9 protein-coding genes are annotated in these 12,719 nt (G+C 62.5%); 1 reads left to right on the plus strand and 8 read right to left on the minus strand.

The annotated features are described in order from the left end of the window. Positions 1-9 precede the first annotated feature (9 nt). Entirely contained in the window at positions 10-6,528 is a 6,519-nt protein-coding gene (locus H6718_00195; GenBank protein MCB9583781.1) for a hypothetical protein, read from the minus strand. 58 nt (positions 6,529-6,586) lie between these two features. Between H6718_00195 and H6718_00200 the strand changes: the two genes are divergently transcribed. After that, on the plus strand, positions 6,587-6,784 hold the full coding sequence (locus tag H6718_00200) for a hypothetical protein (GenBank protein ID MCB9583782.1): 198 nt from the start codon (positions 6,587-6,589) through the stop codon (positions 6,782-6,784). A 3-nt stretch (positions 6,785-6,787) separates the two neighbouring features. On the opposite strand, the gene H6718_00205 is transcribed toward H6718_00200, so the two are convergent. From H6718_00205 to H6718_00235, 7 genes are all read right to left on the minus strand, one after another. Continuing rightward, positions 6,788-7,966, minus strand: a complete 1,179-nt coding sequence (locus H6718_00205) for an SUMF1/EgtB/PvdO family nonheme iron enzyme (protein ID MCB9583783.1) — start codon at positions 7,964-7,966, stop codon at positions 6,788-6,790. 572 nt (positions 7,967-8,538) lie between these two features. Continuing rightward, positions 8,539-9,129, minus strand: a complete 591-nt coding sequence (locus tag H6718_00210; GenBank protein ID MCB9583784.1) for a zinc-ribbon domain-containing protein — start codon at positions 9,127-9,129, stop codon at positions 8,539-8,541. 136 nt (positions 9,130-9,265) lie between these two features. Further along, positions 9,266-9,805 (minus strand): zinc-ribbon domain-containing protein, encoded by a 540-nt coding sequence (locus H6718_00215; GenBank protein MCB9583785.1) that lies wholly within the window; start codon positions 9,803-9,805, stop codon positions 9,266-9,268. Positions 9,806-10,133: 328 nt separating this feature from the next. Continuing rightward, positions 10,134-10,508, minus strand: a complete 375-nt coding sequence (locus H6718_00220) for a DUF4265 domain-containing protein (GenBank protein MCB9583786.1) — start codon at positions 10,506-10,508, stop codon at positions 10,134-10,136. An 83-nt stretch (positions 10,509-10,591) separates the two neighbouring features. Beyond that, positions 10,592-10,903, minus strand: coding sequence for a hypothetical protein (locus tag H6718_00225; GenBank protein MCB9583787.1), 312 nt, complete (start codon positions 10,901-10,903; stop codon positions 10,592-10,594). Positions 10,904-11,013: 110 nt separating this feature from the next. Next, positions 11,014-11,667 (minus strand): hypothetical protein, encoded by a 654-nt coding sequence (locus H6718_00230; GenBank protein MCB9583788.1) that lies wholly within the window; start codon positions 11,665-11,667, stop codon positions 11,014-11,016. Positions 11,668-11,672: 5 nt separating this feature from the next. Beyond that, positions 11,673-12,461 carry a hypothetical protein gene (locus H6718_00235; protein MCB9583789.1) on the minus strand — a complete coding sequence of 263 codons (789 nt, stop codon included), beginning with the start codon at positions 12,459-12,461 and terminating at the stop codon, positions 11,673-11,675. Positions 12,462-12,719 lie beyond the last annotated feature (258 nt).

The following is a 12,719-nucleotide window of genomic DNA, read 5'->3' on the forward strand; positions in this document are numbered from 1 at the left end:
GCAGCGTCATCACTTCTGGAAGCGGCTCCAGTAGTGGTACTTCCAGACGAGCTGGACATCTTCCAAATTCTCCCAGCGCAGGCCAGGAGTGTCCCAAACGCGGATCGTGTAGAGGCCTTGGAGCGGACGCCCTTTGAACTCCTTCTTCATGTAGTTCGACAGCTGCTGCTCGTCGGCTGATGAAGGGGGGTTCGTGATCAGGCGCTCGGTGGCGAGACCCTTGCCATGTTCGATGTACGCGTTGTCCATCTTCGCGGGCAACGCGTCCCCGGTGTAGTTCCGGATCTTGGTCGCCCCCGAGTGCAGCAGGGTGTACTCGACGAAGCCGTTGCCGAAGCACGAAGCGTTCGAAACGCCCTCACAAGTCTTCACGTTCGTGCCCACCAGGTTGATGCCTACCTGGTTGTGACGGAAGTTGAAGTTCCCGATCGCGAGCTGTCCGCTTGGAATCAACTTGCCCGCCTCGATCTGCTCGAGATCGACGTAGAAGTTCGCCTCGTAGAAGCAGTTCACGGGCACGGCGTCGCCGCCGTCCGCAGGACAATCCTTTCCAATGCCGTCGCGACAGATGTAATCGCACTTGTAGCGGAAGTTCTTGCGCATCCCTTGGGGCGCGGCTTCAGCGCAGCGTGGGTCGAGGCCGTTGCGAGAAGCATCCGTGCGCTGCCAGAGGCCCACGGAACCCGGCGTCCCGTCCAACTCCTGTCCAACAGACTCCACGCTCGCGGCCGCGACGAACAACGCAGGCGCGGGATTGGTAAGAGTTAGTTCGCTGTGACCGGGATACGCGACACCGTTGTGCGCCGGATACAAGCGCACTCGGTAGATGTCACCTTCGTAGGCAGGGAACGCCGCCGTCTCTTCGCGCGCCCAGGTGGCGCTCGGAGTGAACGCGTGGGACGCAACCAACTCGAAGCTTCCATCTTCTAACTGATGTTCGACCTCCAGCAGTGCCGTGTAGCCCGAATAGGCGGCGGCGGCAGCGTCCTGCTTAACGTACACGGAGGCTACGTGGTGAGTTCCGAAACGCGGCGAGAAGTATTGAGTCACGGCCCCTGTGGCTGTGTAGACATACCCCGGGGCTACATCGGGACAGAGCTCATAGCCTGAATCGCAAGCGCGATTGGCCAGACGATACGCCACAGCCGCGGGTGGAAGGCCGACGAGTTGGTCGGGGGGAAGCCCGGCAGGCACGCGGCTAACGCACCCCTCCCAGTCTTCGGATACTACTTCCTCAGGACCAGTGGGCGCACCAAGACCGCATTCCTCGACGCGCCACCCGATCGCGTCTGACTCGTTCGTGGTTCCGCTGCGTTTCTCGAATTCGGACGAGAAGTACAGGAGGTTCCGTCCCTCAGCAACGCACTGGCCTGTCGACCCCATGATGTCATCGCGAAGCGAGACGACCGCCACGTCGTCGCCGTCCTGTAGCGGGTTGTCGAAGGGATAGCTGGTAACGAAGTCCTCAAGCCACGTTACGTAGTCGCCAACGTATTGGTTTGCGAAGTCATCGCCTTCTGGTGGCGGACCACCAGCTTTCCAAGTTTCGGTCGCGCCGTTCGGATCGGGCTCGCGAATCGCTGCGTAGTCAATCCCGGTCAGATCACAGATTTTGTTCGCCCAGCCCGCCGGAGCATCCACGAGTGTCATGTCGCTAGTCATGCGAGACAAGTCGACACCGAAACGCAGCTCGATGGCGCGTCGCGCGATGAAGGCTAGTCGCTTCGCCCGCTCCAACGCATCCTGGTAACGAATCAGGCGCGTATTGTAGGTACGCCGCATGACAACGTTGACGTACTGCGGATCCTCGCCAGGCTTCCCGGCATAGTCGGAGAACTCCATGCGAGACTTGGCAGTGTCCGCCTTCTTGCGAATCAGCCGTAGATTGGCGGCTGCCTGGTTCAGTGCGTTCAATCCCAACACCACTTCATCAGCGCCGGCACGCGCTGAACCCAAGTGCGAGACCATGTTGGCGATCGTCGAAAGCCGCTTTTGCTCCAGCCCTTCGCCCTGAGCCTCGTGTTCGAACGACATCGCGGCAACCGCCGCTTCCGCCGCGTAGTAAGTCAGGGCCGCCTGAGCTGCGCGGGCACCGTTGCCCGCCGCCCCGGGCTCCACAGCGGCGCTTTGGGCTGCGATCCCCGCGATGTCCGCCATCGCACTCAGCATCGTGGACAACGTCCGTGCGATAAGCGCCTTGTCCAGGGCAGCTCCTTCGTCGTCGATCGACTTGAGGGTCTTGACCGCCAACGCCAACTGCGAGTGAGCATCCCGCATGGCTGAATAGCCCCGCCCGACCTGCTTGAAGGCAGCGTGCATGTTGTTCAGCTCTGCCAGGTACTGACCACCCAAACCCGAGGTCGGAGAGATCCCTTGTTCTTTGTCGAGCGCATCAACGAGGGCGCGGGGGACCCCCGCAACTACGTAGTTCCGAACAGCCAGATCGAGATTGCGCGCATGGCAGCTCATGATGGCGGCGATCTGATCCAAGTCCGGGGGCAAAGCGGAAAGGCTGGATACGTCCTCACACCGCACTCCCCCCGAGGACGAGTACTGTTGCGCGTGGCACGCGAGCTCCAAGGCGTCGTACACGTTGCGTTGCGTGAGGGGGTATTGGAAGGTGATCCTGCTCGCACGTTGATCGAGCAAGAACTCCGAGGGCGGACTGCCATCCTTATGCACCCAATCCGCGATCCGATCGCCCTGCACGTAGGTCGCACCGGTGTCCGCGAGCTTGCCAAAGTGCATGAATGCATCGTCCTGCGTGAGATCGCCATCCAGCGCGAACGATCGGCAGAGCGAGCGCCACACGGCACCACGCAACGTCTGAGCCTGCTTCGGATCGCAGAAGTCATCCTCGGGCATGGTCCACATCTCGTCCAGCGTACTGCTCCAATCACCACCAGAAGCGGTCGTGTTGAAAGCCGCTGCACGGTCGGAGGTGTGGCCCGCTCCGATGAAACCCGAAGTGTCACCGCCGCTCTCTGATTGTTCGTCCGTCAGGGAGCTGAAGTAGGTAGCCGCGCTCGACGAAGGCGAGTTGAGCGCCGCATCGTTGGGGAGGGTGCAGTAAACCATTTGAGGGTCGACCCCCCCCGCCTCACACTGGCCGCCGGCCCCTGGACACAGCCATGGGAACGTATTTGCGAAGCTAGCTGGTACCGTGCGGTAATCCGGCCGCCCGCTAGGGATCTTGTTGGCGATGAACCCGTTGAAGTTCACCGGTCGACCGGACTCCTGACGAAGCGAGTCTGTCCCAACACCCGTTGCACCTTGGACGGCCACGCACAGCATGTCCCCCTTGTGATCTGCGCCGTCCCAATCGCAGCGGCGCACCCACGGCGGGTCATTGAAGGTGCCCCCTTGATTACTGCAACTCATGCCGTTGTTCCGGAAGAGCCCGCTGGATGTGTACGTGCGGGAGTTCCAAACGCCGGCGATGTGCATCCGATCATTCAGCTCGCCGGTGAGCACACCCAGCGTTGCTACAGAACGCCGGAGATGGCCAAACCCAAAGGCCCAGCGCTGGCGAAGCGCCTCCGGCTCGGTGTCGTACGTGATGTCTGAGAGAGCTCCGCTTTCGCCCGGGCAACCATCCTTGCCGACACCCGATCCCTGAGTGCACCCACTTCCCATGACGTAGTTCGCCCCAGACACGTAGCAGTTGACGGGCTGCGTCCAGAACGTGGATCCCGTCGCACGATCGGCGCCGGTCACATGACAGGGCGCTAGCGAATCGTCGTTGATGTGCGCCCGGCCATATGGGCGATCCGTCTCGAACACGGGCCGCTTGTCGAACTCCAACGAGTAGTGATCTGCGAACTTCTCCCGATAGGTGATTCGCTTCATGATCTCTGCCGTCTCTTGACGGGAGAAATTGGGAAAGATCCGCGTTCGAATGTAGTTCGATCGCGCAGCGCTATCATGCAGCTCCACGGGATTCCCCGCGCTATCGGTGTACGAACCGTTGCGCAGATTGGAAAAAGCGCTGCACAGGCCCTCGGGGATGGGTGCCTCGCTCGCTGCGTACTTCATCGCGTAAGGGACGGGAATCGGCTCGATTGTGCTAGGTAGACCCGACATGTCGGCGGGCGCGAGCAAGTCCTTGCACTTCTGCGCGTTGTAGTCTTCCTCTCCGGCTTCCGTTCGCAACACGAAGCCAGCGTCATCCGGGATGGGCATCGGACATTGGTAGCCAGGCGGCATGCCACCTGCGGGTACGCCGCAGACGACGTCGTCCAGAGACCAAGCGCACAGTTGCTTGTCGCCCAGAGTAGCCCACGGGACATCTGCAAGCAGCGAGTTTCCGTCAACCCCGGACTCCGAACACCCCGTCTCCCCTTCGCCGTCTGCTCCGCACAGCTCCAGCAGTTGGTCCTTGTACTGCTCGCGTCGGAGGTCCAACGTCAAACCCTGCTGTAGGAGTTCCTCTCCTCGTCGATCAGCCTCGACGGCCGCCTCCTTGGCCATCGCCAGGTAGCGTTTCCACGAGGATTCATAGCTCTGCGCCGCGTTGGGGTCTCCATTGATCTCAGACTCCAACGGGGGCCAGAGGTCCACCGGGAGACCTGCACACGTGTCGTGAACTTTGGAGCAGTCGTCACCATTGGGCGTAAGCGCCTGGGCCAGGATATCCTGCAGACTGCCGCCTGCGGGCGTCCAGACCGTGCGCGTCACGCCCCCACCGACTGACCCGCCCTCTGGCGCGGGGAGAACTCCACCAAACGCCTCCCGGGTGAGGTTTGCGGCGGTGCCTGTCTCTCGAATCAAATACAGCGGCTGCACCTTGTCGATGGCCACCGGAGATCCGTCGCGAATCACGGTGCTGAACGAGGCCGTGAGCGTGCCCCGCGGGTTCACGCCCGGGGTCCCCTTGAGGTCAGGCTGATCCGCCGGGACGGTTACTCCGAACGAGCCAATGGGAGCTGAGTTGATGTCGAGTGAGAAGTCCGATCGGTTGCAAGCAGCACCGTCAACGTTGCCTTCAACAACACACTTCAGTGCGTCGATGCCTTGAACGACATAGTATCGCTCGCTCGCAAACCCACTCGGACCAGCGGGAATGAACGGGACGCCGTAGATCGCCACCGCAACGTTGTCGACGTGATTGCCGGAGGAATCAGGGCTGCCAATCTCCCACTTGATCCGATGCTGGCCCGCCTCGGCCTTCAAGCCCTCAACGAATCCTTCAAATGCGCTATTCAAGCCCGGATCCAGCGCGGCTTGACTGGCCGCCGCCTGCACCACCCCTGAGGTACGCTTCACGGCGTCAAGCCCGCGGGCCGCTCCCGACATCGCGTATTGGGGACTCGTCGGGTCGCTCGCTGCGGCGTTGGGAGCCGCACCGGTGAAGCTTACTGAGATAGCCCCGCTCGCGAGCTGGCCCTGCGGCGTTGACGTCCCGGTCACACCGCCCGCACCATCTGGAATCTGCACCTTGTTAAAGACCCGAGCCTCTGCACACAGGTAGTCGTTTGCCGACTGAAGATCCGCAACACCGACCCCAAGCGCCACGGCGAGTTCGTTCACGCTCCCGACGGGCGTCTGGCCCTGGTCTATCTGGAGCTGTTGGTAGGTCGCCAACAATCCACTGAGGTTGTCGTCCGCCACAGGCTTCACCTTGAGCGCGCGCATCAGTCGAGTGATGGCTCGTGTGCGGTCCGTCAAGCCCGGCGGGCAAACTGGCACCTGCGTCGGGCTCGCCGTGCCTGGAGTGCAATCAGTGGCCGAAGGCGTGGGCCCGGTTGCCGGTGGGTGATCTGGGTCAATCGCGCCATAGCCGATGAAGTTGGCAATGGTCCGCGCGGAATCGATATCGCCATTCCAGATCAGGTCGGTTCCCTGGGTCGGGGAGAGCTTCATCGCCTGGGTCTCGGCGGAACCCTTCATATCAGCAACTGCCCGATGGACCGACTTCTGGTACTCGATGGCGCCGTCCATGTACGACTGGACGAAGACATCAGTGAACGTTGGGACACGATTGTTCTCGTCAGCAGCCAGGCCGGTCGGCGTGCCGTTGCCATCCTCGGTCGCGAATACCTGCGCGCAGGTCTGGCCGCTCCCAGCATCTGCGGTCGCCAGGAGTTCGCCGATACGAGTCGCGTACTGATGTGCGAAGCTGCTGATTCGCGCGAGTGAGGCGCGCCCAGGGGTCGCCGGCGCGGAGAAGCGAATGCTCGAAGCAACGGGTTCGCCGGGCAGCTTATCCAGTTCTGACTGCGCGATACCAAAACCAGTCAGGTCGATGGGCTGCCCCTCAAAGGTTGGTCCGAACTCTGACCAGCTAAACTCGACGTCAGTAGGTGAAGTTTCTATTTCCTTCGCCAGGTAGCCAACGCAGTTCGCAATTCGAGCCTCGCAAAGCGAGGCCTTGCACTCTCGCGTGTCGTCACCCGTGATGGTTTGAAGCGGGATGGTCAGGTCGAATCCGTGCGCATCTGTGAAGTTCGCCGGCGTGAACTCACTGCAGAGTTTGGCATCATCCCGCAAGACGTTGCGGTGGGCGCACCACTGCAAGAGGAGATTCATCATCCCTCCCCCGGGAGCGGGAGCAGGCATCTGAATGGTAACGGCGTCTCCATCACCAATGTCCACTTGGAAGGGGACAGATCGCGTCTGCTGCAGCGGCTGTTGTTGGGGTGTCGACTTGACTTGCGGGGTGGGATCGTCAGAGCCGCAGCCGAGCGCCGAGACCAACCAGACCTATGAGTGGGCCCCGGAAGAGGCGACGGAGTTTGACGTGTCCCATGTATTCTCCAGTTCTTCAGGCAGGGCCGAGCCCTGAGAATCAGAGCGCATCTGCGCAACAGCGAAATCCGGTTCTGGCGTCCGTTGTCTTGATGCTCAACGTCCAGTGGGTGTCGCATTGGTTGTAACCGCTGGAGCTGATGAACGCGCCAACCGCGTCGCATAGCACCGGGTTGCTCTGCTTGGCGGGGTCCCAGCAACCTCCCCACTCTCGGACGTTCCCTTGAATGTCGACTAGCGCTTGGTTGGGGCTTGTGCCGACGCAGGTCGGCAGGCTTCCCACCTCATGAAGTTGGCTCGAATAGCACTCGTCGAACGTGTCCGAGTTGTAGGCGGTCAGACACGTCTGGGTCAGTTCATCGTTGCGATCTGGGTCCACGAGCGGCCTCAGCCACTCGCTACCAATTGGCCCACAAATCCGCTTCCCTGCCCACTTGCAGTACGCGGCGGCATCGCAGTAATCGACAAAGTTCCGCGGGAAATTTAGCCCGTAGTTGTCGAGCGGTTGCCCATAGTCGACGTTCCAACTGCAGATCGCTGGCTGGCCCGCGTAGTTTCCGCTCATTGCCGTGAGGAAGTCGCGATACTGACCTTCCGTCACCTCGGTGTTGTCCACACACAGGGTCGAAGAGATCTTGGTCATTGCGGGACCGTGCGTACCTGGACAGACTGGCCCTGCACCGCCGCTTCCAGCAGTACCGCTTCCCGCTGTTCCACCGGTTCCGCTCCCGCTCGTCCCGCCTGTGGCCATCCCGGCGCTGCCACCCGTCCCGCCACTCGTCGAGCCAGCTGCGCCACTGGTGCCCGCAGTGGATCCGCCTGCACCCATTCCCGCAGATCCCGCAGTGGAGGTGCCACCAACGCCGCCGTTGCCACTCACGCCACCGCTGCCGCCGGCACCCGAGCCACCGTTGCCAGCACCGGCGTTTCCGCCACTCGCGGAGCCACCAGGAGCACCGCCAGCGCCTCCCCCACCGGCTCCACCGTCGCCGGGGCACATGCAGTCGCCATAGCGAGTGCCGGTGACGTCGCAGGCCTGCGCGCCTACCTCACCCTTCCCTGGACAGAAGCAGGCCTGGGTCGTGCCGGGATCGCAGATCACGGTACCCGTCGGCGCTGGATCGCTCGAGCCGCAGGCCGGTGCCGATAGTAACATCAGTGAAACACCGGCGACGGCGAGAGGCATGTTGAGCAGCTGAGTCTTGGGAGAGTTCTTCATACGGAACTCGCTAGGCGCGTGGACACCCGGGGGCAAGCGAAGCTTGGTTCGGCCCGTTGTTGTGCTGGTTGCGCACAAAGAAAAACTGCGACCCGAAGCCTGGGCGCCGAAAGACAAAGGTCTCCCAAGCGAGCCCGACCGGAGCGCTCGTTCAGGGGTTGCTGTATTTACGCGCGGAAACACCCAAGCAAAGGAGCCGCGCCTACCGACAGGTATCGGATCTGACACGATGGGGCAAGATGGATTCGACTCGGCCCGTTCGCTTTTCTCTGTAGAAACGACCGCGCGGCAGCGGGCCATGGATCCGCTCGGTCTCAAAGCCCACAGCGCATAACCAGCGCGTGTCGAAACGAGGGCTTAGCCCGACACACGTTGCAACGTTGAAAGGGCCGCTAGCGAAACTGAGATCCGTCACCCCAAGAGGTGACGCGACCTATCGTCGCAGGGTCCGGTAGCGGCCTGGCGCGATCAGCTCAAACTCGTGGTGAACTCGGATTAGCCGACCAGCTGCCGCGACCACGGTCGATCGCTCGACGTCGGGGAGCGCGTCGCAGAAGTCTTGCAGACTCCAGTCACGCCGCTGGCGCCGCGCACGACCTCGCGGATCCGTTCCGTGGCGCTCTTCTCGGGTCGTGGCTTCGGCTTGAGCGGACGGTGTCCCGAACAGAACGGCATTCCAGTGGGCGCTTGTTGCGCCGCCGCTGACCAACTCCGGCTTGCCAAACGTGTCGCTGGACGTCCGGGCATTGCCACCAGACGCGCTGCCCGCTCATCTCACCGACGTCTACCGGTCGCAGATCACCGTTTCGGGTTGGATGCCATTGCTTCGCGAGCGCGGGACAGCGCACCGCAACCGACAGCTCCGGCGCAACGCGCAAGCCGCTGCAGAACTGGCAGCCGGTGTTGCGGTTGGCGCGCGCTGTGACGCTGGCTTCCCACTCATGGCCACGCTTGCAGCGCCACCACACTCTTGCGCGCGAGCGGCGGACGACGTCTTGGGGAGTCAGCTCAGCATTGCGACTTGGGTGCCACTGTTTGCTGAGCGCCGGATGAGCCGCCGCGAGGCTGTTGCTGGACGTAGCAATGCGGTTGGTGCAGACGGGACAACCGCGTACCTCCCCCCTGAACTCATGAGGGCTGTGCGAGCGTTGACCGCCACCCACCAGGCTTGCCCCTTGGCGCATCTCCACCAAACGCGCTTGGCGGATCCTGGGACAACATCATTCGGGCGCAGCTTGCCGTTCTTGGTCGGGTGCCACTCCGCTGCCACCTGGGGGTACACCGCCGCGAGCGAATTCGTCACGGAAATGAACCAACCCGCGCAAAGGGGCAGTTGTGACCGGCCATGCGCGCTGCAAGGCTCTGGCGCCACACGTGGTCAGGCCCCTTCGGGCACTTCCACCACACCTGCTCTGACGAGCCGCTGACGATGTCCTTCGGCGTGCGCTTGCCGTTCTTCTTCGGGTGCCACTGGGCGGCGACCCCGGGCGCGACCGTTGCCAGGCAGTTGGTGACGGAGGCCAGGCGACCCGCGCAATACGGGCACCCAGTCCACACACCTCGCTTGCGAGAACGATGAATGAACCGCCGAAACTCGTAGCCGGGTCCTTCTAGGCATTTCCACCAGGCAAATAACTTCGGGTTGATGCCGACGGGCCAGGGTAAGAGGCCGCCTTCCTCGTTCTTTGGTCCGTCCCAGTGGCGGATGAGGTCGGGATCACCGAACGGCATGCGCGCGGGAGGCACCAGGGTCATGCCCTTTGCGCCCGCAGCTCGCCGGAGCCGTGAAGCTCGACGAGGCGGAAGCGCCGCCTCGACGGCCTCCGCTCCGTACAACACGCGGCTCAAGTAACCGTGGGCTTCAGGAGCCCCTCCAGCGAAGCCTTCACTCCGCCGCCGTCACCAAGTGGCCGGCAAGGACTCATTGGGTTTGCCATCATCCCTTGCGACGAAATCAGGGTAGCGCGCCTCCACCGGGCATGCCGTCGTGATCGCTGTGTCTTGCCGAAGCGAAACCGGGCGCTGCCCGCAACCGGGCATTCAGGTCGCTACTCACCCACAAAGTCCAGGCACCACTCCATGAGTTCATCGGTGTTCGGGTCGAATACATTCGTGAAAACCCAAGTAGAACCAGCGAACTCGGCCGATACGGAATCAAGCGCGAGCTCTATCGGTTCGCCCCCCCCTTGAGCGGAACGGAGCAGCACACTAGCCCTGGAACCGAGCACTCAACGACACCGCCAATCAAACACATCCCCGCGGAAATTCTTGCGACGAGTTCCCGAGTCAACTCCTTGTTGTCAATTTCATCCAGCGCCAAATAGAAATGAACTCCGACATTCCCGCCACGAGACAGCACCCGAACCAGACCCGATTCCGAATCCAACACTGCGACCGTGTCGCCTCGCGCGAAACCCGTCGCGTAGACGGGAGTGGAGCGAAGCTCCCACTCGTTCGACGCGAGCCTCCGCGCCGGCACTTCCTCCGACCCTTGGTCCTGATCCGCAACAGCGATCCAAATGTGCTCGTGACCCGGGGGCATCTCACTTGTATTTCAGACGGCGACCCACTGGAAGGTAAGAACTGACGCTCGCAGCGTTCGGCGGCGCGCCACCTCAGGCGCCCTCACTCCTTTACATAGCCCGGGGTCTCGTGAGAGCCATCGGACGAACCTAGGTATTTTCCGTCGGGCCCGAAGGTGACGGACATCTTGTCGTCCAAAGGTCCCATGCACTCGCGGGTGGCGCCGCAGTCTTTCAGGGCCTTGTCGAGCTTGTCCTGATGCGCCCACGCGGTGCGCTGGAAGTCATTGCAGTAAGTCACCGCGACGCTGTTGTCGATGACCAGAAAGATCAGGAAGCCGTTCAGAATCAGGGACAGGCTGAAGGCTGCCAGTAACGCCCACGTGGCTCGACTCGCTTTGCTCGCACCGCTCATCGGCGGTGTTCTCCGACGCCCTCACGCCGGGCGCAACTCGCGTCAAAAACGGCTGCGGCACGCCGCGACGATGCCGCCCAAGCACGACTCGGGCGGCTCGATCGGGCGAACTACTGGCAGATGCTGTTCGGGTCGATTGGGCAGTCGAGGGCGCGCAGCCAGGTGTCGACGAGTCCATCGATGGTCGTCTGAAGCTGGGCGTCCAGGCCTTGCTTGATGAAGTCGAGCAGGTCTTGCATGCGCGCCGCCTGGCCGACGTGGGCCGCGTAGAAGTCAGCGAGCTTCTGGTCCAGCACCGCTGCGCCGATGGTGTTCGCTACCTCGCGGAAGAAGAACGCGCCCTTGTAGTACGGAGCACTCGACCACAGCGGAGCGTTCAGGATGTCGATCTGATTACAGGTTTGGTCTGGCAGCACGATGGTGTTCGCCTTGTACATCGGGTCGCAGATGTAGCGGAGCTCACACTCGTACTCGGGCCACACGTCGACGCCCGCGTGCTCGAGCCCCCGCGCGGCGAGGTACGTCGCGGTGCCCTCCGAGAGCACGAAGTCTTCCCAGCAGCTCAGCCGGACGCCGTTGCCATACCAACCGTGCGCAGCCTCATGGGCGTGCAGTGACTCGCGGTACATCGAGCCGGAAGACATATGCCAATACGGGTGATGCTCCATTCCCCCGTAATCACCCCCGCCCCAGTTCACCGACACGGACCCGACCTCCGGTCCAAACGTGTAAGGGCCGTAGGTGTTCTCGTAGTACTCGAACACGTCTCTCAGGTGTTGAGTCCAGTCGCGGCTACGCCGTCTTCCCCCGGTAGGTGCCAGGTGCTCACTGTGGTTCCGCGCTGAGTCTTCCCCAGGTCGAGCTTGGTGTAACTACCGACTGCGACCGCTGGGATGTAGGATGGCGCATCCGCGGGGATACTCGAAGGATAGACAGCCATGCTCCCTGGGTCATAGCCAGTTACGTCGAGGGTGAACTTCAAGCCGTCCGCAGGTTCCGACTTGCAGGGGTAGAGCGCGCCACAGAAATACGGCCACAGGAACGAGACGCCGTTGCTCGGCATCCAGCCGTTGAAATTCGTCTTTCCGTGAAAGCCGTAGACGACGCTCAGCGTGACCTGGTCGGCGGCTGCAGGGACGCCGACGTCGAGCTGCCCGGAGTTGACGACGTAGTTCAGCGGCCCTTGAGAGTCGCTTACCGAAGTGATCTCCAGATCCCGAACTTCGAATGACGCCGCCTCGCTCGTGCCCCCACGCAGCGTGATGGTGGCCTCGCCCTGAAGCGCCCCGAGGTCTAGACGCAGGTCCGTAGACAGAACATCCCGGGTCCAATCCTCCGCGGCCGGCGGCCGATTGACGGTCCCAGCAGTGCCCCCGATGCCAGCAGTGCCCCCGGAACCCGACGCGCCTCCAGCCCCGCCGCTCCCACCGCCGGTGCCTCCAGCGCCGCCTGCATTGCCCCCCGCGGTGCCACCCGACCCCTCGGGGTCTCCACCGCTATTTCCACACGCAATCGCTCCCGAACACACCAAGACAAGCATCCATGACCGAAGCCTCATCTAACTCTCCTTGAGGGCGCGACCACTAGCGCACCACACGGCGTTTGTCGCCAGTGGTCTGACTTTCGATGCGAACTCACGCCAAAAGCGAGCACCTCGGGAAATGTTCACGGAAACGCTCTAGTCGATGACCAAGTGGCTCGGGCAGCCATTCGCGATCAGAGACAACGCGACATACATATCATTGATACACCTGAGCTTCGCTTGGCCCGTCACCCGTTCGTTACCGTACAGAAAACTGCGCGTCGTTCTCAGCCA

The sequence above is a fragment of the Polyangiaceae bacterium genome (assembly GCA_020633205.1).
Lineage (GTDB): Bacteria > Myxococcota_A > Polyangia > Polyangiales > Polyangiaceae > JAHBVY01.

Bases quoted from the DNA above. Each gene is read 5' to 3' on its own strand.
- H6718_00195 (MCB9583781.1), bottom strand. From the start codon at position 6,528: ATGAATCTCCTCTTGCAGTGGTGCGCCCACCGCAACGTCTTGCGGGAT.
- H6718_00200 (MCB9583782.1), top strand. From the start codon at position 6,587: ATGTCCACTTGGAAGGGGACAGATCGCGTCTGCTGCAGCGGCTGTTGT.
- H6718_00205 (MCB9583783.1), bottom strand. From the start codon at position 7,966: ATGAAGAACTCTCCCAAGACTCAGCTGCTCAACATGCCTCTCGCCGTC.
- H6718_00220 (MCB9583786.1), bottom strand. From the start codon at position 10,508: ATGCCCCCGGGTCACGAGCACATTTGGATCGCTGTTGCGGATCAGGAC.
- H6718_00225 (MCB9583787.1), bottom strand. From the start codon at position 10,903: ATGAGCGGTGCGAGCAAAGCGAGTCGAGCCACGTGGGCGTTACTGGCA.
- H6718_00235 (MCB9583789.1), bottom strand. From the start codon at position 12,461: ATGAGGCTTCGGTCATGGATGCTTGTCTTGGTGTGTTCGGGAGCGATT.